This window comes from Paenibacillus mesophilus, assembly GCF_005938385.1.
GTDB classification, from domain to species: domain Bacteria; phylum Bacillota; class Bacilli; order Paenibacillales; family NBRC-103111; genus Paenibacillus_AB; species Paenibacillus_AB mesophilus.
In genome coordinates, this window is record NZ_VCRA01000016.1 from 100,937 (window position 1) to 127,612 (window position 26,676).

At 54.4% G+C, this 26,676-nt stretch carries 24 protein-coding genes; 13 read left to right on the forward strand and 11 right to left on the reverse strand.

Translation table 11 applies throughout. The features are described from left to right. Positions 1-196: 196 nt before the first annotated feature. Genes FE783_RS24895 through FE783_RS24905 form a run of 3 tightly spaced genes read left to right on the forward strand, consistent with a single transcriptional unit; the run spans position 197 to position 5,205 of the window. Positions 197-1,720 carry an extracellular solute-binding protein gene (locus FE783_RS24895; RefSeq protein ID WP_138882092.1) on the forward strand — a complete coding sequence of 508 codons (1,524 nt, stop codon included), beginning with the start codon at positions 197-199 and terminating at the stop codon, positions 1,718-1,720. Between the two features lie 33 nt (positions 1,721-1,753). Next, on the forward strand, positions 1,754-3,613 hold the full coding sequence (locus tag FE783_RS24900; protein ID WP_238403249.1) for a cache domain-containing sensor histidine kinase: 1,860 nt from the start codon (positions 1,754-1,756) through the stop codon (positions 3,611-3,613). Then, the gene (locus tag FE783_RS24905) at positions 3,610-5,205 is read left to right on the forward strand and encodes a response regulator (protein WP_138882093.1); all 1,596 of its coding nucleotides are present in this window, start codon (positions 3,610-3,612) and stop codon (positions 5,203-5,205) included. The genes FE783_RS24900 and FE783_RS24905 overlap by 4 nt, the downstream gene beginning before the upstream one ends. Here the strand turns inward: FE783_RS24905 and FE783_RS24910 are convergent. The 3 genes from FE783_RS24910 to FE783_RS37680 form a co-directional block, all read right to left on the reverse strand. After that, on the reverse strand, positions 5,145-6,509 hold the full coding sequence (locus tag FE783_RS24910; RefSeq protein WP_138882094.1) for a UDP-glucose dehydrogenase family protein: 1,365 nt from the start codon (positions 6,507-6,509) through the stop codon (positions 5,145-5,147). The two genes, FE783_RS24905 and FE783_RS24910, sit on opposite strands and share 61 nt — an antisense overlap. A 15-nt stretch (positions 6,510-6,524) precedes the next feature. Next, a complete protein-coding gene (locus FE783_RS24915; protein ID WP_138882095.1) occupies positions 6,525-7,679 on the reverse strand; it encodes a glycosyltransferase family 4 protein in 1,155 nt (384 codons plus the stop codon). Positions 7,680-7,747: 68 nt separating this feature from the next. Beyond that, positions 7,748-7,912: a hypothetical protein gene (locus FE783_RS37680; protein WP_158302017.1), complete on the reverse strand. Its 165-nt coding sequence runs from the start codon at positions 7,910-7,912 to the stop codon at positions 7,748-7,750. 217 nt (positions 7,913-8,129) lie between these two features. Here FE783_RS37680 and FE783_RS24920 point away from each other — a divergent pair, with 217 nt between their 5' ends. The 6 genes from FE783_RS24920 (at position 8,130) to FE783_RS24945 (ending at position 14,682) form a co-directional block, all read left to right on the forward strand. Further along, a complete protein-coding gene (locus FE783_RS24920) occupies positions 8,130-8,897 on the forward strand; it encodes a GNAT family N-acetyltransferase (RefSeq protein ID WP_138882096.1) in 768 nt (255 codons plus the stop codon). A 19-nt stretch (positions 8,898-8,916) separates the two neighbouring features. After that, positions 8,917-9,834 (forward strand): lysophospholipid acyltransferase family protein, encoded by a 918-nt coding sequence (locus tag FE783_RS24925; RefSeq protein WP_138882097.1) that lies wholly within the window; start codon positions 8,917-8,919, stop codon positions 9,832-9,834. A 17-nt stretch (positions 9,835-9,851) separates the two neighbouring features. After that, positions 9,852-10,814 (forward strand): metal-dependent hydrolase, encoded by a 963-nt coding sequence (locus FE783_RS24930; RefSeq protein WP_138882098.1) that lies wholly within the window; start codon positions 9,852-9,854, stop codon positions 10,812-10,814. Positions 10,815-11,146: 332 nt separating this feature from the next. Beyond that, positions 11,147-12,109 (forward strand): ABC transporter permease, encoded by a 963-nt coding sequence (locus tag FE783_RS24935; RefSeq protein WP_138882099.1) that lies wholly within the window; start codon positions 11,147-11,149, stop codon positions 12,107-12,109. Between the two features lie 25 nt (positions 12,110-12,134). Next, complete coding sequence (locus tag FE783_RS24940) at positions 12,135-13,064, forward strand: carbohydrate ABC transporter permease (protein WP_138882100.1); 930 nt, start codon at positions 12,135-12,137, stop codon at positions 13,062-13,064. A gap of 115 nt (positions 13,065-13,179) precedes the next feature. After that, on the forward strand, positions 13,180-14,682 hold the full coding sequence (locus FE783_RS24945) for a type 2 periplasmic-binding domain-containing protein (protein ID WP_138882101.1): 1,503 nt from the start codon (positions 13,180-13,182) through the stop codon (positions 14,680-14,682). Between the two features lie 256 nt (positions 14,683-14,938). On the opposite strand, the gene FE783_RS24950 is transcribed toward FE783_RS24945, so the two are convergent. Further along, complete coding sequence (locus FE783_RS24950) at positions 14,939-16,279, reverse strand: ABC transporter substrate-binding protein (protein WP_138882102.1); 1,341 nt, start codon at positions 16,277-16,279, stop codon at positions 14,939-14,941. Between the two features lie 280 nt (positions 16,280-16,559). Here FE783_RS24950 and FE783_RS38720 point away from each other — a divergent pair, with 280 nt between their 5' ends. The 3 genes from FE783_RS38720 to FE783_RS24960 all read left to right on the forward strand — a co-directional run bounded on the left by FE783_RS38720 (position 16,560) and on the right by FE783_RS24960 (position 17,533). Beyond that, entirely contained in the window at positions 16,560-16,691 is a 132-nt protein-coding gene (locus FE783_RS38720; protein ID WP_274381459.1) for a hypothetical protein, read from the forward strand. 21 nt (positions 16,692-16,712) lie between these two features. Continuing rightward, complete coding sequence (locus tag FE783_RS37685; protein WP_158302018.1) at positions 16,713-17,294, forward strand: helix-turn-helix domain-containing protein; 582 nt, start codon at positions 16,713-16,715, stop codon at positions 17,292-17,294. 86 nt (positions 17,295-17,380) lie between these two features. Then, positions 17,381-17,533, forward strand: coding sequence for a DUF1540 domain-containing protein (locus tag FE783_RS24960; protein ID WP_138882103.1), 153 nt, complete (start codon positions 17,381-17,383; stop codon positions 17,531-17,533). 114 nt (positions 17,534-17,647) lie between these two features. Here the strand turns inward: FE783_RS24960 and FE783_RS24965 are convergent, their stop codons facing one another. Both FE783_RS24965 and FE783_RS24970 read right to left on the reverse strand, forming a co-directional pair. Continuing rightward, positions 17,648-18,709 carry a Gfo/Idh/MocA family protein gene (locus FE783_RS24965; protein WP_138882104.1) on the reverse strand — a complete coding sequence of 354 codons (1,062 nt, stop codon included), beginning with the start codon at positions 18,707-18,709 and terminating at the stop codon, positions 17,648-17,650. A gap of 55 nt (positions 18,710-18,764) precedes the next feature. Continuing rightward, a complete protein-coding gene (locus tag FE783_RS24970) occupies positions 18,765-20,339 on the reverse strand; it encodes an FAD-dependent oxidoreductase (RefSeq protein ID WP_138882105.1) in 1,575 nt (524 codons plus the stop codon). A 292-nt stretch (positions 20,340-20,631) separates the two neighbouring features. Between FE783_RS24970 and FE783_RS24975 the strand changes: the two genes are divergently transcribed. After that, complete coding sequence (locus FE783_RS24975) at positions 20,632-21,249, forward strand: L,D-transpeptidase family protein (RefSeq protein ID WP_138882106.1); 618 nt, start codon at positions 20,632-20,634, stop codon at positions 21,247-21,249. Positions 21,250-21,477: 228 nt separating this feature from the next. Here FE783_RS24975 and def read toward each other — a convergent pair whose 3' ends face one another. The 5 genes from def to FE783_RS25000 all read right to left on the reverse strand — a co-directional run bounded on the left by def (position 21,478) and on the right by FE783_RS25000 (position 26,238). Then, complete coding sequence (def, locus tag FE783_RS24980) at positions 21,478-21,999, reverse strand: peptide deformylase (RefSeq protein WP_138882107.1); 522 nt, start codon at positions 21,997-21,999, stop codon at positions 21,478-21,480. 40 nt (positions 22,000-22,039) lie between these two features. After that, positions 22,040-22,666 (reverse strand): hypothetical protein, encoded by a 627-nt coding sequence (locus FE783_RS24985; protein WP_138882108.1) that lies wholly within the window; start codon positions 22,664-22,666, stop codon positions 22,040-22,042. A 357-nt stretch (positions 22,667-23,023) separates the two neighbouring features. Further along, the gene (locus tag FE783_RS24990) at positions 23,024-24,811 is read right to left on the reverse strand and encodes a CotH kinase family protein (protein ID WP_138882109.1); all 1,788 of its coding nucleotides are present in this window, start codon (positions 24,809-24,811) and stop codon (positions 23,024-23,026) included. 19 nt (positions 24,812-24,830) lie between these two features. After that, positions 24,831-25,517, reverse strand: a complete 687-nt coding sequence (locus FE783_RS24995) for a DUF4956 domain-containing protein (protein ID WP_138882110.1) — start codon at positions 25,515-25,517, stop codon at positions 24,831-24,833. Between the two features lies 1 nt (position 25,518). Beyond that, positions 25,519-26,238, reverse strand: coding sequence for a polyphosphate polymerase domain-containing protein (locus tag FE783_RS25000; RefSeq protein WP_138882111.1), 720 nt, complete (start codon positions 26,236-26,238; stop codon positions 25,519-25,521). Positions 26,239-26,676: the final 438 nt, after the last annotated feature.

The window sequence follows — 26,676 nt, forward strand, 5'->3', positions numbered from 1 at the left end:
TACCCGCGCCGGGGCGACGCCCCCATGAGCTCCACGGTCCTAATGTGGGGGCCTTATCCAAGGGGAGCAAAGTTTCTTTTTCATCTCCAAAGTGATAAAATAAAGGGACAATAGCTGAAAGCGTTTGCGCTGTAAGGCAGGGGGTTGCGCAGACGGTTATCCGCCTTATTCGTTTCGGACGGAAAGGAATTGGCGCATGGGGAAAATTAAAAAGAGATGGCTCATTGCATCGGCAGCGGCAGCGGCGGGTGCCGTTGTTATTGCCGCCGTCGTAGGGTCGCCTTTTTCATCCGGGGGGAAAAAGGACGGCGGCGCGGAAAACGATAAGGAGAAAATTTCCATCGTTATTAGCAGTTTAGGGTTGTCTTTTCCACCGGGAATCAACGAAAACGACAACGCGTATTTGAGTTATATCGAGAATAACACGAATTTGGATATCAACGTGTTCCTTCCGCCGAGCCAAAGCTACGAGGAGAAGCTGAACATTATTATGACATCCGGCAATTTACCGGATATGCTGCATATTGCGAGTAAAGTATGGCTCGCCAACTACGTGAAGCAGGGCAAGCTGGAGCCGCTGGACGATCTGATCGACAAGTACGGTCCCGCCCTGAAGAGCAAAATCCCGAAGGAAGCATGGGCGCAGGTTACGTTTGACGGACATATATATGCCATTCCGAGCTTGACCGAAGTCAAAGGGGTCGAGCTCATGTACGTCCGCAAAGATTGGCTGGACCGGCTCGGGCTGAAGCCTCCGCGCACGCTTGACGAGTATTACGAGGTTATCCACGCGTTCGGTACGCAAGATCCGGACGGCAACGGCAGAAACGATACGTTCGGACTGCTGTTGACCGAAAATATGGGACGTACCGCGCCTCTCCTCGGTGCGTTCGGTACGCAGCTTAACCAATGGCACGAGCGGGACGGCAAGCTGGTCTATTCCAATACGCTTCCGGGAATGAAAGAGGCGCTCGTCTTCTTTCATAAGCTGTACGAGGAGAAACTGATCGATCCGGAATTCCCACTGAACCGGAGCAAAAATTTGGAGGAGAAAATCGCGTCCGGCCAGGCGGGTCTGTTCTCCGCCACCTGGTACGATACGCGGGGGCCGATCGAGCTGAACCGCCAGCGCGATCCGAAGGCGGAATGGATTCCGCTGGAATACCCGACAGGTTCGCGCGGTGAGAAGGGCGTATACGCCTCCCAGCTTATCCGCGGATACAACGTCATCCCTGCAGGCACCGCACAAGCCGCCAACGTCGTCCGGATGCTTGATTTTATAGCCGGCAAAGGCCATAACGACTTGAAGCTCGGGTTCCAAAACGAAATTTGGAGATGGGAGAACGGCAAGATGGTCACCAATTTCGCCGAGCACGACAAACATTTGTACAGAGGCATTTATTCGGCTCTCGTGGACGTCGTAGAGCCCGACACGGATAAGCAGCGGCTCGATTCGCTCGGCGAGCATTTCCATCTATACGATAACCAGAAGCGGATCGAGAACAATCTGATCCCGAATCGGTTTACCGGTCTGCCTACGCCGTCCATGGGCAAATATATGTCGAAGCTAAACACCTCCATGCTGGAGACGTTTACCAAGATGGTCGTCGGGGTTACCCCCGTCGATGAATTTGAGAAATACGTCGAGCGATGGAAGCAGGAAGGCTTACAAGATATTACGCGCGAAGTGAATGCATGGTATGCTGAGACCGCCAAGTGAACGTACGGCGTCATATGAACGGAAACGGGGGTTTTGACGATACGCCTGCTTCGTTGGTTCAACCGGCTCTATCATCAAAACATCCAGCTTAGGTTGACCGTCTATTTTTTGTTTATATTGCTGCCGCTTGTCGCCGTCAGCCTGTTCTCCACGTTCCAATCGCGGGATATGCTCGTCGAGCAGACGACCGACCGGACGAAAGCGGCGCTTACGTCCTCGATGGACTATATCGATTTGACGCTGCAGAACGTGGAGGAAATATCCACTCTGATCTCTACGGACAACAACCTGCTCCGGCTGCTCGAGCAGTCCGGCTCGGAGCTGTCCCCGCAAGCGGTCGTCAACTTTACAGAGCTTCTGAAGCAGCTGTCCGGCGTGACGACGATCAATCATATGATTTCGCAAATATCGATCTATCATTCCCTCTCGAATATGATCGTCTCGACGACGAACGGAAGCAGAAGGATCTCGAACACCGCCCAGCAGGACTGGCTCAGGCAGATGGCGCGATTCAGCGGGAACGGCATCGTATACACGCTCCCGGACGAGCCGACTCCGAACGGAGAAACATTCGGCAAACTGATGGCGGCGGACGGCATTTCCCTCGTACGTTCGATGGATCTGTACAATACGGACCGGCAGCCGAATCTGCTGTCGGTCACGCTCAGCAAGTCGAGGCTGCTCGACCTATTCCGGTCTTTGCTCCCCTCGGCCAACGCGCAAATCTATTTGGTTACGCATGACGGGAAAATCATTACCGGCTCGGACAATGCGACGGAAGAAACGTTGTCCGGCAAAATGGCCGACGACAGCATGTTCACGATCGAGGTCAATTCGAAATATTACAAATGGTCGCTTCTGCTCATGCAGCCGCGCAAGGAAGTTTACGCGAAGTCGGAGAAGATGCAGCTGTATACGTATGTCATCATCGGCATCAGCGTGCTGCTTGCCCTGTGGATTTCTTGGGCGGTATACAGCGGCATCGCCTCGCCCGTGCAAAAGCTGATGCAGGGGATGAAGCGGGCGGGGAGCGGGAACTTTAACGTCAGGCTGGAGAACAACCGCCAGGACGAGCTCGGCTATTTGACGCAGTCGTTCAACCAGATGATTCTCGATCAGAAGCAGCTGATCGAATACGGCTATGAACAGCAGCTTCGGCTTGCCGTTACCGAATTGAAATTTTTGCAGACGCAAATCAACCCCCATTTTCTATACAACACGCTTGATTCGATCTATTGGGCCGCCAAAAACTACGATGCCGACGAAATCAGCGAGATGGTGCTGAACTTGTCGCGTTTTTTCAGGCTGAGCCTGAACAAGGGGAGCGATACGTTCACGGTGGAAGAGACGGTTGCGCATTTGCACTACTACGTACGGGTGCAGCAGCTGCGGTTTCTGGATAAATTCGCGGTATCCTACGATATTCAGGAGGAGAGTAAGCCGATTCCGATCATGAAGCTGCTGCTTCAGCCCCTCGTGGAAAACGCCATTCTCCACGGCCTGGAGCAGCGGGACCGCGGGGGCGAGCTGCTTGTCCGCACCCGGTTGGAAGACGGCTTCGTGTTCATGACGATTACGGACAACGGCGTCGGGATGAAGCCGGACCGTCTCGAATATATCCGGAGCGAGCTCGAGCAAGTATTCGTTGCCGATAAGCCGGGGATCTTGCTTCCGCCAATGGAGAGCGCCAAAGATTTGTACGGGCTCCGCAACGTGGCGTCGCGTATCCGGATGGTGTACGGCAAGCGGTCGCGGATGGAGATCGACAGCCGGGAAGGAGAGGGAACGACCGTTACGGTGCGGCTCCCGCTCGACCGGTGCAAGGAAACGTTTCAGCTTTCGCCCGAGCGGGCGGATACCGACAACGAGAAAGGGGCGGAAGGATCCGTATGAATTTGCTCATCGTGGAAGATGAAGTCCGTTTGTGCAACAGCTTGGTCAACAATCTCCCTTGGGAGCAGCACGGCATCGAGATCGTCGGAATCGCCCACAACGGGCTCGACGCCTTGGAGCTGATCGAACGCAAGAAGCCCGATCTGCTGCTGCTCGATATCCAGATTCCCGGCGTGGACGGGTTGACCGTAGCGAGAAAAGTGCATGAGCAAGGCACGATGACGAAGATGGTCATTTTGAGCGGGCACGATAATTTCACTTACGCGCAGAAGGCGCTCGAATTCGGCGTGTTCAAATATTTGCTGAAGCCGGCGGGCGATGCCGACATATTGGATGCGGTGCTGAATGCGGCCGACCAGCTCCGCAGGGAGCTTGCGCTGAAGCACAGCCAGGATGTGCTTCAGGAGAAATGGCGGCATAACTTGCCGAATCTGCAAAACAACTTCTTCGTCAACTGGCTGAACGGTAAATTCGTGGAATGGGAAATTACGCGGCGCAGCCAAGATGTGCAGCTGGAGCTGGAGCGGGATGCCAGATACGCGGTCGTCGCCGTCGACATGGATCCGGTATCGGAGCAGGAGACGAGGTTCTCGCAGCAGGATATGCCCGTGCTGCAGTTCGCGCTCGGCGGCATCGCCAAGGAGGTGCTGCCGGACAGCTGGGTTTGCTCCGATCCGGGAGGACCGACGGCGCTAATCTTCAAGGCCGCTGCGGATAAAAGCTCGGATGCCGTCATGCTGCAGGTGAACACCGACGTCGCGCGGCTCTTGTCCACGGTCAAGGAATGCCTGAAGCTGACCGCAAGCGGCGGCATATGCCGGACGACGGGAAGCCGCGAAGAAGTGCCGGAGCTGTACCGGCAGGCGGTCCGGGCGCTTCAGAACCGGATCGTGTACGGCGGGAACATCGCGATCCCATTCCGCGAGGAGCCGGGCCACAAGCCGGTGCTGCCGGCGGACGCGAACCTGGAGAAGACGCTGGAGATCGCCCTGCAGACCGGCGACGAGGATAAGGCGGCCGAGACGCTCGAGCAGTTGTGGGCGATGAGCGGCATGATGAAGGCGGAGTCGGTGGACGATATTCAGGAGAACGTGATGTTTTTCGGCGCGCTGCTCATCCGGATCATGCAGAAGCAGGGCTGGCCGTTCAAGGAGCTGGCCGGCGACGACTTCGCGCATTTTCTCCATCCGCAGGCGCTCGGACATAAAGAGCAAATTCACGCCATGCTGCTCCGGGTCGTACGGCGGGCGGCCGTGTACGTGCAGAAACAGCGCATGTCGGTCAGCCACCAGATCGTGAAGCAGCTGCTCGGGATCGTCGAAGAGGAGATGGATCAGGAAATATCGCTCCATCAGGTGGCCGACCGGCTGTACGTCAATTCGTCCTATTTAAGCAGACTGTTCAAGCAGGAGACGGGCAAATCGTTCTCCGCGTACGTCATCGAGCGCAAGATGGAACGCGCCAAGGCGGCGCTGCTCGACGGCGTGAAAATCAGCGAAGCGGCCAGCATGGTCGGCTATCACGACGGCAGTTATTTTACCCGCGTATTCCGCAAATATTGGGGGATGACGCCGGGTGAAGTTAGGCCGTAACGGTCGATGGCGGGCCGGCCGACGGAGAGATAGGTCATTCCGTACTGCTCGCAGACGGAACGCATCCCGCTGTGGGACAGCATGTTTCTGCCGTCGACGATTAAACCGTTCCGAACCGCCTTGCGGACCCGGCCCCAGTCGAGAAGCCGGAATTCGTCCCACTCGGTCAGCAGAACGATAGCGTCGCAACCGTCGATTGCCGAGTACGCGTCGCCGTGCAGGACGACTTCCTGCATTGGATATTGCCGAATCATCGGATCATAAGCATGGACGATCGCTCCTTCGGCCAAGCACATGCGGCATACCGTCAGCGACGGGGCCTCGCGTATGTCGTCGGTCATCGGTTTGAAAGTAAGACCGAGAAGGGCGATTCGGGAGCCTCTCATCGTTTGGAGGGAATGTTTCAATTTGCCCACGATGAATTGAGGCTGTTTGCCGTTGATCCGTTCGGCGGCCTCGATCAGCGGAAGCTCGCAGCCGACCGACTTGCCCAGCGCCTGAATAGCTTTCATATCCTTCGGGAAACAGGAGCCTCCGTAGCCGATGCCGCTCTGCAGGAAATGGGGGCCGATTCTGCGGTCCGCCCCGATACCGGCGGAGACTTCGTCCACATCGACGCCTAGCTCGTCGCTCAAGTTGGCCATCATATTGATGAACGAAATTTTCATTGCCAGGAAGGCGTTCGAGCCGTATTTGATCAATTCCGCGCTGCGTCTGTCACAATGATGGACCGGAGACGCTATACCCGCATACAGGTCGCTCATGATCGTCCGCGCCTCTTCGGTTTTGCAGCCGACGACGATGCGGTCGGGAAGCAGGAAATCCCGTACGGCGTTTCCTTGACGCAGAAATTCGGGATTATGAGCCACATCGATAATCCGGCTGCGGGCGATACCGTGACGCAACAAATCTTCCACACTGTCGCATGTTCCGACCGGAACGGTGCTCTTGATGACGAGCAGCTTTCTTCCGCCGCCGGATTTCGCGATGAGGTTCACGACCGACCATAGCTGGGTCAAGTCCGCTTCCCCGTCCGGAAGAGACGGAGTGCCCACGGTTATAAACAAAATATCGGATTCCTCTATCGACCAGGCTAGCTCGGTTGTAAACCGGATGCGGCCGTCGGTCAATGCCTCTTTTACTAGCGGCTCCAACCCCTCCTCGAATAGGGGCACCTTCCCGGATGCCAGCAAGCCGATTTTCCCCGCGTCCGTATCCGCACAGATCACTTGATGCCCCAAGGAAGCAAGGCACGCTCCCGTAACCAAGCCTACATATCCCGAACCGATTACCGTTATTTTCACAGTACCCCTCCCGCGTCAGGCCGAATGCCACTGATCTTTGGATTTGTCAGGAGCCCCCGTCAGTTGTTCGTATCGCTCCAGAAGGCCGTCGAAGATCGCATCCCAAGATTGGGACAAGGCGTACGATCGCGCTTCGCAGCCCGTCTTATGAAGAAGATCGGGGCTTTGCAGAGTGGAGGCGATGGTTTGGACGAAAGCTTTGCCGTCGCGCGGTGGACAGAGCCAACCGGTCGTTCCGTCTTGAACGAGCTCCTGCACGCCGCCGGACCTTGCTCCGACGACCGGAGTGCCCGATGCGAACGATTCCAGCACCACATTGCCGAACGTCTCGGTACTGGACGGGAATACGAACAAGTCCGACGAGGCGTACGCCTCCGCCAATTCCTCACCGCCCAAATAACCGGTAAACGTCGCGTTGGCCGGAGCTTTCTGGCGCAAGTCGGATAGAAGAGGTCCGCTTCCCACGAGCAGCCAATGCACGTCGGTCCGCAGCGGTTCCGGCAAACCTGTCATGATTTCCGCCAAAATGTCGATATCCTTCTCCGGGGCGAACCGTCCGACATACAGCAATATATACCGTTCCTCGATTCCGTACTTCTCCCGGACGGAACCGCTCCGTTTGCCCGGATGAAACAGATGGCAGTCTACGCCGCGCTGCCAAAGCTCGACGCTTCGGATTCCTTGCTCGAGTAATTGCGCCTTCGTTTCCCGCGAGGGGGCGAACGTCGCCAGACAAGATTCATGGAACCAGCGCATATAGCGCCACAGCAAGGGCGCCGCGAATTTCAAATGATAGTAGTCGAGATACCGGTCGAAGTGAGTGTGATACGAAGCGACATGCGGGACTCCGTGCTTTCTGCCGTAATGAAGACCGCATAAGCCCATATTGAATGGGGAGGCCATATGAATGAGATCGGGACGGAACCGGTGAAGCTCGCTTCGGATCGATGCATAGTTCGGAAGCGCGAGCCGGCATTCGGGATACAGGAAGAAGGGGATGCTGGAGAAACTGTGGATATTGCTTTGGAACAAATCTTCGTCCACCACCTTGGGCACGAATACCCGATAGGGCACGCGGCGATGCTCCAAGTGCCGGACCAGCCGCTTCAAGGTAAGCGCCACGCCGTTGACTTGCGGGTAATACGTGTCGGAGAACAGGGCGATACGCATGCGATCCCTCCTCATCAAAAGTTCAGGCTTCAACTTCACAATGCGGATGATCTGTCGGGAACAAGCTGCTACTCCTGGATCACTCTTCGGGTAATCGTCATTTCATGGCCGTACTTTTGCATCAGCGCCGGCACGCGGTCCACGATAAACCAATAAATATCGATGTGCCTTTGATTGGCGGGGCGCAGCGTTTCCTGAATCCGTCCGTTCAAAACGACGTCAAATACAATCATTCCAACACCTCCCCTGCATTCGGCTGTTCTCTCATTGTAGAGCCGTTTGTTTAACCGAGTATTAGCGCAATGTTGCGAATTGTTAAATTACGAAAACTTAACATAATCCGGACTTTGCGTTGATCCTTCCCCATTACACTGAAATCACGATCATAGAAAAGGTAAAGCGGGACCGGAGACTGGTGCCGGATTTAACAAGGAAAGGTGTGACCCTTCGATGAGCAAGCCGTTGGAAAGCCTGCAATTGCAGCGTGCCCCTCTTGCCGTCAAGCTGGCGGAGCGGACGGATGAAATCGAACAGGCGTTTCGTCTAAGGTATCAAGTATTCGCCGAGGAAGAGCGCAACGCGAATCTGTATAACGAATCCGCGATGGAGAGGGACCGTTTCGACGACTACTGCGATCATCTCATTGTGACCGACTTGGAAACGGATACCGTCATCGGCACTTATCGGCTGCTGCCCGGCCCCAGGGCTATGCAGCATGGAGGCTTTTATTCGGAAACCGAGTTCGATCTGTCCGGCTTCGGTGCCTATAAGTGGAAAAGCTTGGAGCTCGGCAGAAGCTGCATCGCGCCGGCGTATAGGGACGGCAAGGCGATTCAGCTGTTGTGGGAAGGCATCGCCGATTACGTCAAGCGGAGCAATTATTCGTATTTAATCGGATGTGCAAGCGTAGCCGCTCCAACGATCGGATTTGTAAACGAGCTGTACAGCCTGCTCGCGTCTGGCAACCTTATAACGGACCGTTTCGGAATACGGCCGCTGGAGACGCACCGGATCAACGAACTGCGGGCGGCGGATGTCGCCTTCAGCGAGAAGGAGCTGTACCGCAAACTGCCGCCGCTTATGAAAGGGTACCGGTGGCTCGGAGCGGAGATTGCCGGTGAACCGGCCTATGATCCTTTGTTCCGCACGGCCGATTTTTTCATCGTGCTCGAGACGGCCAACATGACCAGCCGATACAGACGGCGTTTTATGGGGTGAAGCGGAAGGGGGAGTTCGGTTGTATCGTTGGCTCGGAATCGTCTTGGAAGACGAACGAAGATTGCAGCGGGTCGGGTGGTGGCTGCGTTTCATTCCCCGCAGGCTATTGCTAGCTTTCTTCTTTGTTGCAAGCTTGCTCGTTTATGTCGGCGCCGCGTCGTTCAGGAAGAGCGTGATCCGGAATATGGCTCAGCTGCTTGATGCTCCGCTGCCCCGGATTCGCCGGTATTGCAGGTCGTATGTGTATAACATTATCGTTACACTTTACGAAATGATGATCGATTGCCCTGATCCCCGGCGGAATGACACGGACCGTTTCGAGACGGAAGGGGAAAGCCATCTGCGGGAGGCGTTGGAGCGGGGAAAAGGAGCCATCGTATTCGCTCCCCATATCGGCAATTTTTTCTATTATTATCTGCACCTTTCCCGGAAATATCGCTGCTTGACCGTCGCTACAGCCGGCAGCAAGGAGCTGCGGCCGCTGTATCTGAAGTTCCAGCAGTTGGGATGCAAAGGGTTGGACTATGATCATACGCCGCCTCTGGAACTGTTCCGGAAATTGCGCAACCATTTGAACGATAACGGAGTCGTCTTCCTGCTTGGGGATTTTTATCGGCCGACGTTTCCCGGGGCGAAGTTTTTCGGCAGGGAGACCAGAGGCCCGAGCGGAACGGCGGCGTTGGCATTGGAGCGCGGGACGCCTGTTGTTCCGTTCTTCGGCTGCCGGGTCAAGGGATTCAGACATCGGCTTGTGTTCGGTAACCCGGTTTATTTGCAGGAGCAGTTTCGTGCGGATCAGCGAGTGGAGGCGACGAATGCATTGAACGGGCTGTTGGAGCAATATGTGCTCGAGGTGCCGGACCAATGGTTTTACTGGTTTAATGTCGACGAGAGATGGGAAGTCGGTCGGGAGCGGAATGCCGGTATTACAGCCTAACGGGAGAGTGACAACAGATGGATACAGGCAGTCATTTGGTAATGGGGTTAACGCTTGCGGGACTCGCTTATTTGGACCCGGCCGTGGCGCATCATCCGGAATTGGCGCAGGCGGTTCTGATCGGTACGTTGGTAGGCTCGAATGCACCCGATTTCGATACCGTATTCCGTTTGAAAGGCTTCTCGTTCTACATTCGCTACCATCGGGGGATTACCCATTCGATTCCGGCGTTGTTCCTGTGGCCGGCGGTCTTATCGATTATTTTGTCTTTTGCTTATCAGTCGGCGGAATGGCTGCCGCATCTGTTTCTGTGGAGCTTTGCCGCTGTGGTGCTCCATGTATTCCTCGATCTGCTGAACGTATACGGAGTCCAGTGCATGCGGCCCGTGCATAAGAAGTGGCTTCATTTGGACGTATTGACGATATTCGAACCGTTTTTGTTTATGGTTCACGTATCCGGGCTCGTATTATGGCTCGTATTCGGGTACGACCCTGCCGGCGTGTTTGCATGGGTATATGCGCTAACCTTCGGTTATATCGGGCTGCGGGCGTGGCAGCATGCCATTTTGCTGCGCAAAGTCAAACGATTTATGAACGTCGAAGGCATTTATCATGTACTGCCGGATGTGATCGGGTACAGATGGAGCTTCGTCGTGGAGACGGAGAACGGCTTCTATGCCGGTAAAATCGTATTCGACCGCATCACGCTCGAACAGCAATATGCGAAGGAAGACGACCATGAAGTCGTCCGGGCGACGATGGGGACCGACGGGGTCCGGGCCTTTCTCGGCTTCGCGCAGCGGGTTCACGTCTCCTGGAGCGAGCTGCTGGACGGCTACGAGGTCGTCTGGAGCGACGTCCGTTTCTGGTACGACCGCAAGCTGCCGTTCGGGGTAGTCGTCCGGTTGAACCGGGATTTGCAAGTCGTCGATACGAGCCTCGGCTGGCGGAAGAAGGCATGGTCCCCTCCGTTTGTGTAGAGAGGGAAGAAAGGTAGCGGCTAACTTCGGTTAGCCGTTTTTTAGTTTGCCGGACAACTCCGAGCCTACTCCTGCCCAAATAGCAGCTTTTATGTCGAAATATGCGATCCCAATAGGCCGGTTTACACACACAAAGCCGGCCTTCGAAACATGCGGCAATTGCGCCATCGTGCATTAGTCGCAGCACCTTGTCACGAAAGTACCAAAACACGTAAAAGTAGTCCGGTACAGGAAACGACGCCGTTTGCTACACTTGAAGCATGACATAATGACCGACGGGACGCGCTTTCGGATCAAGCCGGTACCGATCGATCGAGAAAGGGGACAACAAGATGAAGCCGGCAACGACCGAACTATCGGCACCTGTGCCGAAAGCCCGGAAAACATACTTCCAGACGCTATGGTCGGATATTCGCAAAGACTGGGATTTATACGTGGCGCTCATTCCCGGAATCGCCTTCATTCTGCTATTCAAGTACACGCCGATGTACGGGATTGTAATTGCATTCAAAGACTTCAACATTTTCGACGGCTTGGCTGCCAGCCCCTGGGTCGGATTCAAGCATTTCGAGAAGCTGTTCGCTTCCGACAGCTTTATGCACGTGTTCCAGAACACGTTAATTATTTCATTCTATAAACTGTTTTTTCTGTTCCCGCTCCCTATCATAGTGGCCATTCTGCTGAACGAGCTGAAAAATATGGCGTTCAAGCGGGGCGTACAAACGGTTATTTATTTGCCTCACTTCTTGTCGTGGGTTATCGTAAGCGGTCTGTTCATCGACCTGCTCTCCACGAACGGGGGTCTCGTCAACAAAATCATCGTCGCGCTCGGAGGAGAGCCGATCCGTTTCTTCCTCGACAGCGAAATATTCCGCTCGGTTCTGATCGCGTCGGCCGGATGGAAGGAGACCGGCTGGAGCACGATCGTATATTTGGCGGCGCTCACGAGCATCGATCCGCAATTGTACGAAGCGGCCAAAATCGACGGTGCGAGCAAGTGGCAGCAAACGATTCACGTAACGCTTCCGGGGCTCGTCCCGATTATCCTGCTCATGTTCATTCTGCGTCTCGGCCATATTTTGGAGGCCGGTACCGAGCAAATTCTCGTTATGTACAATCCGAGCGTATACAACGTCTCGGATGTTATCGGAACTTACGTATACCGGGTCGGCTTGGGAGACCAGGACTACAGCTTCTCGACGGCCGTCGGCCTGTTCGATTCCGTCATTGCTTTCATTCTGATCATATCGGGCAACGCTTTGAGCCGGAAATTCCTGCAGCGGGGTATCTGGTGACGCATCGGAGAAAGGGGGATTCGCTATGAGTGCCGAACAGGCGTTGAATACGGGGAAAGTAAAATCCCGCGGAATCAAAACTTCCGTCGGCGAGAAAGTGTTTACCGTCTTCAATCACGTGTTTTTCATTTTGCTGGGAATTACGACGATCTTTCCGTTTCTGAACTTGATCGCGAAGTCGCTCAGCAGCGAGGCAGCCGTCATTTCAGGCAGTGTTTCGCTCTGGCCGGTCGATTTCCAGACGGGAACTTATAAATATGTTGTGCAAAACTCGATGTTTCTGAACGCTTTCAAAGTTTCTCTAACCATTACGATATGCGGTACGCTTCTGGCGCTGTTTATGACGACGCTGGCGGCCTACCCGCTCTCGAAGCCCCGGCTTCGCGGGCGCAAATGGTTCATTCTGATGTACATCTTCACGATGCTGTTCAGCGGCGGGCTGATTCCGACTTACCTGCTCATGCAGCAGCTGCATCTGATCGACAAACTGCCGGTGCTGTTCCTGCCGGCGATGGTCAACGTGTATAACATGCTGATCATCAAAAACTTTTTCGAAAGCTTGCCGGACTCCTTAGAGGAATCGGCTAAGCTGGACGGGGCCAGCAATTTGACGATTTTGTGGAGAATCATGCTTCCGCTGTCGATGCCGGTGCTGGCCACGATCGCGCTGTTTTTCGCGGTGCAATTCTGGAACGATTACTTCGCTTCGCTCATTTATATCAATTCGGCTCATCTGAAGCCGCTGCAGCTGTATTTGAAAGAGCTGTTCGTTTCCTCGAGCGACACGTTCCTCAGGGCGGGCACCGAAATCAACGTTGACGCGGCCATGAACGTCTCGCCGCAGGCGATCCAAGCGGCCTCGATCATTTTGGCGACACTGCCGATTCTGCTCGTGTATCCGTTCCTACAGAAGTACTTTGTAAAGGGCGTACTGGTCGGTTCCGTCAAAGGTTGACCGGGGAAACGCACAACGAAAGGGGTGGTCGGAAAACGTATTATGGCGAACGGGAGCTTGGCCGCACTTATGATGACATTTCGATGATTTGCACAGCTAAAGGGAGGTTCAACCTATGTTCAAAAAGACATTATCCGTACTATCGATCGCCACTTTGGCCGTTTCGGTAGCTGCATGCGGAAGCGCCAAAGATACGAAAACGTCCGGAGGGTCCACAGCCCCTACCGACAACAAGCAAGCGGAAGCGAACAAGCCGAAGCCGGAATTCAAGGCGCTCATTCAATACGGCCGCTTCGATCCGAACGCTGAATATACGGCCAAATATTTGAACGAGAAGACGGGCTACAAGACGACTTATGACATGCTTCCGGTAGAAAACTTCGACGAGAAGCTGAATCTGCTGATGGCGAACAAAGAGCCGTACTCGTTCATGATTTTGAATGCAACCCAATATTCGAAGCTGGCCGCTGCCGGAGCGCTGGAGCCAATCGATGAGTTGGTCAACAAATACGGCACGAACATGAAGAACGTAATCAGCCAGGCGTCTTGGAACGGTGCGAAAATGAACGGAAAAATATACGGCGTTCCGCACGGAGGAACGGGAGTAGTCAACTTGGGCATGTTCGTCCGCCAAGATTGGATGGATGAGCTCGGTCTTAAAGTGCCTACTACGCGTGACGAGTTCTATACCGTGCTGAAAACGATCAAAGAAAAGAAAAACGTCATTCCGCTTACCGGCGGCAAAGCCCCGATGGTTGAGCAGATCGCAACCTCGTTCGGCGTCACGACGACGTGGAACGAATCGAACGGCAAAGTTACGCACATGGTCGAGAATCCGGGAATAAAGCCGTATCTCGCCTTCATGAAGAAGCTGTACGACGAGAAGCTGATCGATCCGGAATGGTCCATCAACCAGTCCAACAAAGTGATCGAGAATTTCACGAGCGGCAAAGCGGCCATGATGCAGAACGGTTACTACAACGCGCCGTCTATCACCACGGCTCTCGCGAAAAATTTCCCGAATGGCAAAATCGGCATTTTGCCTCCCGTGAAGGGCGACAGCGGTAAAGCGGCTGCGGTAAGCACCGGCGGAATCACTTGGTATACGGCTATACCGAAGTGGGCGGAAAACAAGGAAGAGATTATCAAATATTTGGATTTGAAGCTGGATAAGGACATTTTCAAAGGTCTCACGATCGGTCAAGAAGGCGTACACCACAAAATGGAAAACGGCAACTATGTACCGATTCTGCCGAAATTTAACGACGATCTGAACAACGGAAGCGGCTTCCTGACGGGAGTAGACGAGAAAAATTACCCGATCTACTGGCAAGCGCGCGTTCGCAAAGATCCGGTGTTGACCGACGCTTATACGAAAATTCAAGAAAACGCCAAAGGCAGCACGGTCATCGATCCTCTCGCTTTCGCGCCGCCGATCGACGCCATCGCGAAGAACGCCCAGAAGCTCAACAAGTTCATGGAAGATACGTTCATCAAGTATATCGCCGGTGCAGAGCCGCTCGATAACTACGACAAATTCCTGGCTCAATGGAAAGCGGACGGCGGAGCCGACATGATCAAAGCGGCTAACGACTGGTACGCTACCACGAAAAAATAAGCAGAACCCTTTTGCGGGTTAGAGAAAAGAAAGACCGCCTTTCAAGCGCAGCTTGCGCCTGGAGGCGGTTTTTTTTCGGCAGCGGCCCCATTCCAGTTCTGTGATGAAGGCATCCGCACGAAATCCAAAAGAAACGGGTATCGGGTCAGCAATGCGACCAGTCCGATACCCGTTCTTTTCCGCGTACCCGAAACTATCGTTTTGCATAAGCTCCGCCTGTTTCCCGGCACTGGTTCTCAGCTCCCGGCGTCCGGCTCTACTTGTTCTTGTCCGTCTCGATCTGCTTGACGATCACTTCCTCCGCCTCGCGAAGCGCGGTGTTCAAGTCTTTGCCCTTCAGCACGACATCCTGCACGACGGTCGTCGCCAGGCGGGAGGACGAGGCGCTGAAATATTTGCTTTGCGGAGACGGCGAAGCGGGTTTGGTCGGCATCATGACCTTAATGTTTTTCCCTTTGTACATCGGCGCGTCCTGACCGAAGGCCGAGCGGATCGCATCGCTTTTCAACAGCGAGACGAACAGCGCTTTCTTCGATTTTTCCAGCTGGAACTGATCGGAGAGCAAATATTGGATGACCTCGAACGACTGGTCCTTATGTTTGCCGTTGCTGGCCAGGTACAGATGATACGGGTATACTTGCGCTTCTGTGCCAGGCATGCCTTTCCATGCGGGGAGCGCGGCGATGTCCCAGTTCATACCTGCCAGTTCTTCGGCCGTATGCATCGTACTCGCCGGTATCCACATGGCGGCGGTATGGTCTTTCTGGAACAGCTGCCTTTGGCCGGCCACTCCCAGCTTGGTCGCATTGGGCTCATAGCCGGGAATTTGGTAGAAGCGGAGCAAATTTTCCATCGCGGCCTTCGTCTGATCCGTCGTCAACGTCACCTTGAGCGAAGCCGGGTCAACGAATTTCAGCGTCGTCTGGTGGCGCAGCAAATAATGGCTCGGTGAAATCGCGAGTCCGTGATACAGCTGGCCGCCTTCCTTGCGGGTCAGCTTCTTGGCCATCTCGTAGACGTCATCCCAAGTCAAGCCGTCTTTCGGGTAGGCGACGCCGAATTTATCGAAGATGTCTTTGTTGTAATAAATCGGGGCGGGTGCGGTGTACAGCGGGAGCCCGAACAGCTTGCCTTCGCCCATCTGCCGCATCATATCGATGCTGGTCTGCTCGAAGCGCGTCAAATCGAACTGGTATTTTTTGACGTAAGGATCGAGGTCGGTCTGCAAGCCTGCGGGGAAAACGGTAGTAAAGGCGGTTCCGACCGAGCTGACGATGATGTCCAGCTGCTGGCCTGAGGCGACCAGCTTGTCGAGCGACCCGCTTGTGGTAGGCACGAACTTGGGGGTGACGTGGGGGAATTTCGCTTTGATCGCGTCGCCGTACTCCTTCATGAAGTAGCCTTCCTGGTTCCAATCTCCGCCCGCATGGAAAAATACGAGCTCCACGGGCTCGGCCGCGGGCTTCGGTACGTCGGCCTTCTTCTGATCCTTGCTTTCGCCGCCCGAGCCTCCCGGTTCGCCCGAACCGCAGGCGGTAACGACCAAGAGCGAAGCAATCGCGGCCGCACCGGCGACCTTCATCCAATTCCCGTTCATTCCTAACCACTCCCTTATTCAGCATGGTCGATCCTATGTTCGAAAAGGCCTAATTGCTCGCCTTATCAACAAAACCGTCAGCTATAAAGATTGGAGTCGAACCGCATGGAGGGGCGACAGAAGATCAGGTTGTCGATTCATGCGGAATATTGGCAGCGCTTACAAGATTACATTTAACATTAACGTATTACATATGATCTGCTTCACCCAAAGAATAGCAACGATTCCCGGGAGCGTCAATAAATAGACACGATTTGGACTTCCGAGGGGTGGCGGGCGGATGAACCTGCAAAGGGAAGCCGAAGCGCCTGCTTGCAACCGCAAGTTGCATCGGACAAACCACCCGTTCAACGAATCGTTTCATGCCACAGAAGCCCGCAGTGTGCTATCGTATTACTACCTGAACGATTGACGAGCGAGAGGATGAATGTGGATGATCGATGCGCAGCAGGTCGGCGGGAAAATAGCCGCATTGCGGAAAAGCCGGAACATGACCCAAACGGAGCTTGCGGAGCGACTGCGGGTAACCCATCAGGCTGTGTCCAAATGGGAGAGGGGGGTATCCATGCCCGATGTGCAGAACCTCGTTGATTTATCCGGACTGTTTCACGTTACTGTAGATTACGTACTCGGGGTATCCGATATAGGTGGGGACGCCCATGCCGCAAATGGAGAAGCGGCTCCATTAGTTAAGCAGGCGCTACTTTCCGAAGGTGAAATGGAGCGTGTTTGGAGCGAGACGCTGACGCTCATCCGGCGAGATATTTCCAAGCCCAGCTATGATACTTGGCTAAAACATACCGAGGCCTACTTGGAGGGAGGCCAGGTTGTCATTGTTTGCCGCACACCCTACCAGAAACAATGGCTGCACTCCCGCTATTCCGGACGGATTTTGCAAGCGCTGGAGCAGGTGACCGGGATTGACGATATTAAAATCGGCTTTCGTACGCGCAACCCGGGCGATACGGCCGCTTCTTTTCCTTTTCCTAAAGAGCGGGCGGAACTGCTGGATTAAGCATGGAATTGGAAAAAAGACTGACCCAAACGTATAAAACCATGCCCAAGTAGACCACCCTTAAGAGAGGAGGGAGGTGAACGGACATGGCCAAAGACGTACTGTGCGAAGTAAATTCCTGCAAATATTGGGCGACGGGCAATAAATGCAACGCGTCCTCTATCTATGTGGTCAGCCACGGAACTCAAGCAAGAAATTCCTCGGAAACCGACTGCAAGACGTTCGAATCGAAAATATAAGACGATTAGGTGGAAGAGGGGAGCTGCAATCTCCCCTCTTCTGTTGTCTTCATCCGATAGTATTGCCAAGAATGATAATTATTATCAGAGGGCTTTGCCGATTTCTTTTATCGGTTAAAACCGCACTTCTACACCCTTCTCCGCGGATTCGTAAATGCCGCAAAGAATTTTCATCATTTCTACGCCGTCTTCGACCGGGCTCAATGTTTCTCGCTCGCCTAGGCAGACGCCGATGAAATGGTCGACTTCATCTTGGAACCCTTTAACGAAATCGAAGGACAAGTTGTTGATTTGCGGTGTTACGTTCAAGATCGTATCGTATTTTTCCGTAACGATCGAAAGCTCCGGCTCGACCTCGAAGCCGCCCTTCTCCCCGAACAGCTTCACGGAAATTTCGTCCTTCTTCACATGCAGCGTAAAGCTGACGTCGACGAGCAGGGAAGCGCCGTTCTCGAAGCGGATGACCGCATTCGCCAAATCTTCCACGTCGTTGTGTTCGGCATTGTAGTCGGCCGCTTTGTAGTAATTCAGGTTTTTCACGTTGGAACGGTTGCCGAGCTTGCGGTACGTATTCCCGCTGATGCTCTTCACCTTTGGACGGCCCATCAAGTACCAGCACAAGTCGATGACGTGAACGCCCAAGTCGATCAGAGGACCGCCGCCGGAACGCTCGATGTCGGAGAACCAGCCGCCCGGATTGCCGAGTCTGCGGATGCAGGTAGCTTTGGCGTAATAAATGTCGCCGAAGTCCCCGTTGTCGATGTACTGCTTGACGATCCGCGTATTAGAAGCATAACGGCGCACGAAACCGACTTGCAGCGTTTTGCCGCTTTTGCGGACCGCTTCCTCTACAGCCAGCGCTTCCTCTACCGTTTTGCAGAGAGGCTTCTCGCACAGCACGTGCTTGCCGGCATTAAGCGCGGCGATGCTGATCGGAGCATGGCCGTTGTTCCACGTACATACGCTGATTGCATCGATATTCGGGTCTTTCAGCAGTTCGTTGTAGTCCGTATATACGTTCGGGATGTTGTACTTCTCCGCTTTGGCGCGGGCGCGCTCTTCGTTCAGATCGCAGATGGCGTACAGCTCGGCCTGCGGATTTTCCTTGTAGGAACGCAGATGGCTTTCGGATATCGATCCGGCGCCGACGACGGCGATTTTGACGGTTTTGCTCATCGGTTACACACCTCGTTTATTTGTTCATGGTTAAGTTCGTTGCAGGGCGGATCGGTTAGACCGGCCGGGTTACAGGCCAGGACAACTCTACGCCTTCGCGGGAAAGTAATTGCTGGAACTGCTCGAGCTCCGGCTTCGTATTGCGCACGGCGCGCGGCGTGACGCCTCGCTCTACGCAATAAGCGGCCAAATAACCGGCGGATTCGCCGATGTTCCACTCGACGGGGTGGAGACGGTAGCAGCCATTTGTAATGTGCGTAACGCCCAAGTTTTTGCAAGCCGGCAAAAGGTTGTTCATCCGAACCGGAATGAGCGCCCCGAGCGGAATTTGGAACGGCAGCGACGAAATATCGATGTAGTGGCGGTTGCTCGTGCTCGGATGCAGGTCGATCCGGTAGCAACCGATGCCGACCGAATCCGTGAACGTTTCCGCCTTGCCGTCTGGACGGCACGCCGTGGCGACATGCTGCTCGAGAACCGTGAATTCCGCCTTGATTCTGCGGGATTCGCGGAAGTACGGATACATCGCGAGTCCGTCCTCGGTGCCGACGATGTCCTTGCGCAGACGAAGTCCGGGATAACCTTGCTTGCCGTCCGGGCGCGGCGCTTCCGTCTGCAGCCAGTACAGCAGCGACAGGCTGAGCTGCTTGGCGCCTTCCAGATGCTTCGCGCGTTCTTCCTCGCTAACTTCGAATACGGGGCCGAGCCAGTAATCGTTCTGCGGCCAGTTGACCAGTGTCGCGTTGCCCGCATACGTACCCGGGGCGAAGTGCGACTTGTCCACGATTTGCCGGTAATGGAATAGCGAGTAGCGGTCCGTTCCGGGGAACAGCTCGTACTGCACCGTCTCCAGCGTATGCGGACGGACGCCCGACCAGCTCAGCAGCTTGTCCGGCCAGAAGTCGGCTTTGTAATTGCGCCAGAAATCGTATTGCGCCGGCCGGTCGATCGTATGGTCTTCGCCTTCGATATAATCCATCGCGAAGCAGTGGGTGAAGCCCTGCATGTCGAGCGGGTCCGCCTCGCCTTCAAGCGCGTGGGGCTCGCCCGTCTGCGCCTGCGATTCCGATCCGGTCACGTATTCCGCGCCTGCGAGAGGCAGCACGTCGCCGCATTCGGTCGCGTCGATGAAATACGGAGCGGTGAGCGTAATCCGCGAGCCGGTATCCCGGTTCAGCACGACGGCCGATACGACGCGGTCGCCATCGGTTTCCGCCGATTCGATCGCATGTCGGGTCAAGATCGTCAGTTGGCCGCTGTGCACATAAGGCGCCAGCATCTGGTTCAGTACCGCCCAGGCGGTGCGGAACTCGTGGCAAATTCGGCTCACTCCGCCGCTTCCCGGATTCAGTCTTTCATTCGCGCGCGCTTGCGGCGTCAACGGGAAATGATCGCGGTAATAAGCGCGTACTCCGTTGCGGAACTGGCGGTAGCTGCGCGTGCAGCCGAATTGCTCGATCCACGGATGCTCGTCCGGCGGTACGGCCTGACTGGTCAATTGTCCTCCGATCCAATCGGTTTCCTCTGTCATGATAACGGAGCGTCCCATGCGTGCAGCGGCCAAGGCGGCAGCGGTTCCTCCGGTTCCTCCTCCGATAATGACGATATCCGCGTGCAGATGACGGTTCATCGGTTCGACTCCTTTGCCGGTATTGTCCATAACATGATGTTGGTTCCTCCGCCAAAATCTATTATAGCGCTATGCAATAGGCATAGATAGTTTCATTGTAATGAAAAGCGGCGTGCAAACCTAGGGAATGAGATGACCTTTTTTGGTACTTTCGACGTTTTTTCGGCCGGAAGGACACCAATGCAAATTACTTTTCCGTCAGTGCCTTCTTCGAGGGCGGGAACCGGCGTATAATGGACAGACCAATAAATTTAGTTTCCGATGAGGATACGGGAATGGGAGGTTGGCGTCCATGGAAGTATGCGGCATCGAGCGCACCCGGCAACTGCTCGTCGTGGAAGCGCCGGATTATGTCTCGACGAAGGCTGTGCTGACATTATGGGAGTCGGAAGGCGCCGGCGGCTGGCGGAGGATCGGAGGTGCTCCGGCGGCCATCGGGAGAAACGGGCTGTCCCTGCTGAAGCGGGAAGGAGACGGAAGAACGCCTGCCGGGCGGTTCCGCATGGGAACCGGCTTCGGCGCCGAGCCGGCACCTGCGGGGGCGTGGTCGTACCGGATCGCGGGTGAGCAGGATTATTGGGTCGACGACCCGAATTCGGCCGACTACAATACATGGGTCCGCTACGAGGGAGATCCGGCACAACGATGGAAATCGTTCGAGAGGCTGGCGATTCCGCTATACCGGAAAGCGGCGGTCATCCGCTACAACGAGGACCCGATCGTGAGGGGGCGGGGGAGCGCGATCTTCTTCCACATCTGGAGCGGACCGGATTTAAGCTCCGCGGGCTGCGTAACGGTGGCGGAAGAGGAGGTCGTACGCGTGCTGGAGTGGATGGTGCCGGACGCGGAGCCGGCTATGGCGATCGGAACGCGCCAAGAGCTTCTCCGGCTTGCGCCGTTTGCGTTGTAGGCGGTTTGCCTGGATGCCCGGCTTGCCGATAACGGAACTCCAATCCGCTAAACCGCTGTTTTCGCATCGTTCCCGAAAAATAAAGGAACTTCTTTCCGCTATCTGAGGGGATTTCTGGCCGATAAGCCGGTTTTTCGTCAATTTACGGAATAGAGTTCCTTTATTTTTTCCTTGAACGATACTTTTACCTGAGTAGCGGAAGCTAGTTCCGTTACGATTCTGCGTATGTTACCGATCGCCCGTTCTGGACAGCTTTATCATTTGCAGGACGTCGACCGGCTTGTCGTTGCGCTCGTTGAACAGTTGGCCTTTCTTGACGTGGTCGATGTACAGCACGCCGTCCAAATGGTCGATTTCGTGCTGCATGCATACCGCGATATGGTCTTCGCCTTCGACGAACGTCTCTTCCCCGTTCCGATTCCATGTTTTCACTTTGACATACTTCGAGCGCTTTACCGTACCGTAAAATCCCGGTAGCGACAAGCAAGCTTCGAACCCGCTCTGCTCGCCGGACCGTTCGACGATGACGGGATTGATCAATTCGATCAGTCCGGTGCCGTAGTCGAGCACGGCGACTCGTTTCGCTATGCCTACTTGCGGTGCGGCGAGTCCTGCCCGGTTTTCCCCGGAGTGGATCGTATCCGCCAAATCGTTCAACAGCTTGATCGTGTTGGATGTTACGGAAGGTACGGGCTTGCATACTTGCCGCAGGACGGGATCGCCGATTTTGCGAATCATTTTTTCCGCCATACAATGTTCTCCTTTCGGTTATTCATTGCCGCTGTCCCTCTTATCCAAGCTCACCCAGAAAGCGGCGGAGCAAATTTTCGTTGCCGCCTACAAGCGTGTACCGGTGCGAGTTGCTGTCGGGATTTTCGAATACGCCTTCTTTAACCAGCACCTTGAACGTGACGTAGACCGGTAAACGCGGAGCTCTTTTGTAATCGCTCTTCTCCACGATCGTGTCGAGCTTGACGTTCAATACGTCGGATGTCTTCACATATCCGCTCGATTTGATCTGATGCAGTGCAGCGAGAGCGAGTTCCTTGAACAGCCAGATCGGAATGACGTTCGAATAGGCGGAACGGCCGCCCTCGGTTTGAACGCGGATTTTGTCCCCGATCCTTTCCCAGCGCGTGCGGGCAGTTACCGGCAAGTTATCGACGTCGGCCTCGTCGGCGTTATTCGTACCGGAGGTATCGTCCAAGCCGTTCAGGCGGTCCCATTCTTCTTTGAGCGCCATTATTTTATGGGCGAACGAGCGGATGTTCTTGGCATATTCGGTACGTTCCTGAATGCCCTGCCAATCGCGCTGCTTGGCGAGTTCCCCGATTTCATCGGCCAGTTCTTCCTCATAAGCGGTCATCCCTTCGGACAATTCGTCGAGCGACGAACTGACGGCGGTAGGATCGGGCATAGCGTTTGCCTCCTTGTAAAATATATTTTGTAACGAAATTATATAACGGTAACGAAATGTATTCAAGTACAAAACGGCAATTTGGGCGAAGTGAGAAAGGAGGACTGGAGTTGGGGAGCGGGATGCTCGTGTACGTTCGAAATATGATGAGGGAGAGGGCGTTAGTGTGGCAGAAACAAAATAGCGGTCAGTGAAAATGAAAAAACTCTCCGAAACTCTCCGGTAAACCAGAGAGTTTCGGAGAAGTCCGACTCCGGGCCACTTGTCTGACTTTGTACACCTTGCAATCAACTCGCAAATATCATGTTAAACTATGACGCAACGTCAGAGTCAACTCCCGGCAAAAATAAACTGGCATCATAACCTTCTCCGTCTGAACTTGGCGACAAACAGGCACGACAGCAGGAGCAGAACGAGCATACCGGCAGTCAGGAGCGCCTCGTTCCGGTTTGCGGCCGTATTTGCGTTTTTCGACGGAGTGTCCATGCCGGGCATACCGCCGCCCATGCCTCCAGGCCCGCCACCCATCCCGCCTTGACCGAATTGCCCCCGGCCGCCTTGGCTCATTTGACCTTGCTGCCCATTCTGGGGCAGTTGTCCGTTCTGGTTTTGCTGTCCGTTCGGAGCTTGTTGCCCGTTTTGTGGCTGCTGCCCGTTCTGGGCTTGTTCCGTATTCGCTGCTGCGGTTTGAACAACCGCGCCGGTTTGACCGGCTGGAAGCGTCATCGCTTGCACGCCGGCCCCGGCATTGCCGCCGGGCTGCTGCCCGTCTATCCCGCGGCCTTGCCCCGGGCCGCCGCCATTTCTGCCGCCGCCGAACCCTCCGGCGCCACCACCAGGGCCGCCCATCCCGCCGCCGCTGCCGCTTCCGTCGCCGGAGGAAGGAATCGTGCCGTTGAGCTGCTGCGCAAAATTTTGTACGCGGCCGGCATTGGAGGAGACAAGCTGCGTTACGGCGCTTTTATATTGTTCATACGTGTAAAACGCGGTAGGGTCTTTCTCGACGTAAGGAGAGATCAGCGCCGATAACTGTTGGACTTTCGTTTCGAATGCAGAGGAGGACAGCATACCTTGGAGCGCTTCTCGTATAATGTCATGATATTTTTCTTTATACTCCTCGACTTGGAGCAGCTTATCCACCAGAGGCCGTTCCGACAATGCGCCTTGTGTCGGTTCATCGATCAAGATCTGCGAAGATCCGAGCCCGCCGAATGACATATTGTAATCCCAAGGCAAAGCCGAGAAGATGCCGTCGTTTTCGTACAAATAATAGTTATGCTTGTTGGAGCCGAGATAGCTGTCCATATTGACCGTAATCGCGTTCAGCGCGATGAATTTCAGCATTTCCTCGACGTCCATCACGCTCTCGTAATCCGTTCCGTTGTTCAGCTCGTCCAGCATGTCCAGCAAAATGTCGTCGTTCAACGCTTTGGACTTCTGCACGAGTCCCGGATACGAATCCGTATCGGCCCCGAGCCATTTCAGCTCCGTACCGGTTCCTTGAACGGCTTTGTACAAGGCGCCGCTGCTGTTGCCGAAATTCCGTTCAAGGTAAGAATCGCCTATTTGCTCGACGGCCAAATAAAAGCCTTTAAGCTCGCCGTTCACATATACGTTCACGAAGGAATACTCCGGTGTGGGAAGGCCCATTTCTTTGGCCAGCTCGTAAGACAAATATTCGCGCATGTACGTGGCGTCGCTGTAATTGTTGTTCAGATTGATTTTGTCGATGCCGTAAAAGGTTTGGTTCGTTAAATATTCGTCGAACGAAATTTTGAAGCTGTACCGGTCGGATTCCGAATTGACTACGCTCCGCAAGCTCAGATTTCCTTTTGTCCGGATGCCTACGTTATCGAATTTGATTCCGTTGTATTCGATCGAGGCGGTTTTCAGCTCCTCGGCCGCGGCGTTGTCGAGCATATCCTGAAAATCTTCGGGAGCGATCGTGATTTTCACATCGACGACCTTGTCTTTGGGGAACACGTATTTCTCGATGTTGGCGGTGATCGCCGAGGAGGAAGCGTTGACGGCACCGGCGGCGGAAGAGCTCTCCGCGTTCTGGGAGAGCGACTTCCCCGTAAAACCGATTAAGAGCAAAGCGATGCAGATGCATGCCAGAATCGGTAAAGCTGCTTTGGAATTCATCTTCATCACCACCGATCGTTTAAGATGCGTAGTCGCCGCTGTAGCTGATGAGCACGGCGTTTTTCACTCCGTTAAGCTCGGATATCCGGTTGACGAATGCGCCTTCGTGATCTTTCAGACGTACTTCCATCGTCAGCTCGGTGTTTCCGTGCTTGACCGTTTTTTGCTTTATATTGTACCGTTTCACGAGGCTGCTCAATTTGCTGTGCACTTCTTTCTCGCTCTCGTCGCCGTCGCAGTTGACGACGAGCAAATACGGTGTCTCCACGGCCATACTTTTGATAAACAGCACGAGCACGAGTCCTACGATAATCGAGCCCGCGATGGCGAGGGTGAAGAAGCCGGCCCCGGCTACGATGCCGGCAACCGCAGACCAGAACAGGAAGATCAGATCGGTAGGGTCTTTGATCGGCGTCCGGAAGCGGACGATCGACAGCGCGCCGACCATGCCGAGCGACAGCACCAGGTTGGAATTGATCGCGATAATGACCATCGCCGTAACCATCGTCATGCCGATCAGCGAAACGTTGAAGCTTTTCGAGTACAGTACGCCGCTGAATATCCGTTTGTACAGGATGTAAATGAACAAGCCGATGAAGAAAGCGACGCCGAGCGTAATGAGTATTTTCCAGATGCTGATGTCGGACGAGAAGTTTTCCAGCACCGAATTTTTGATAATATCCGAGAAATTGGTAGTCGTATCCATCTTAAAAATCCTCCCAGCTGTTTTCTTTTAGAAACTTGCGGCAAATGACATATTTGGAGGCCGACTGCCGGACCAGCCCTTCATTCTGAACGGCGGCTCGGACATACTCGGGAATGTAGTCGTCGTATTTGACTTCGAAGATCATAAAGTCGTTGTCGAGAGCCCGCACCGTCTCCAAATCTTTATTAAACATATCGGTAGCATGCAGACCGGTCCGCAGCTCTTTGTCGAATGTAATGCGAACGTTGCCGTTGTCGCATACGTAGGGCTCGCGCACATAGTCGACGATCACTTTAGGCCGCAGAAGTCGATGCATCGCTTGGTCGTACATGTCCAGCAGCAGAGGCTTGCCGGGAACATTCAGTACCTCGTAGTCGCCTTCCATGATTCGTTCGTACATGGGCTTCGTAAGCGGTTCCTTCACTTTGGCGATGTAATCTTGCCGTTTTATTTTTTTCTCCAGGTGAATGATGCTGTCTTCCATGTTGTAAATCCGGATACGGTATTTGGCCCGATCGCGGACGCCGCCCAGCTTCTCGTGAAGCGCCGTATTCTGAATGTCGTCAAAGTACAAGCTGCGAATATGATATTCGCCCGACGGGCCGACATGCCGATCCGTCTCGATCAAGTGCCGGAGTCGTTGGCGGATCAGGAAATATTGATGATAGTTGATGAAAAATTTCAGTTCATTGCGGAACTTCAGCTTCGTATTCGAGTTCATGGATAACCCTCCTTCTTTTTCTATATCGCTGCCGCATCGCTTCGTTTTTTTGTTGACATGGCTAAGTATAAGAGGGGTTTATTATTTTTTTATTAAATTGAACTGAATGCGAACTGAAGGAAAGCCAAGAGGAAGCTGAAATAGCGGGAGGCAACCGGAGTATCGATGCTTAATCTGGAAATGAACCTCACATTTACGGGCGTCGCAATGCTTGGGAAAACAAAAAAACGGAGACGCGTCGCGTCTCCGTTCGTATGTAGTAGGTTGGTTGAGCACTGTTGAAGGCAAAACGGTTGAATCGGGCAAAGCTCCATGGTACAATGGAAAGTGATCGTTGCCAAGAGAGGAATGATTTCATCAGATGTTCCCAAAATAATAATATCACAAAAATCTGGTGACTGTCAAATCCTTTTTGAGCAAATATGGAGGACGTAAAGG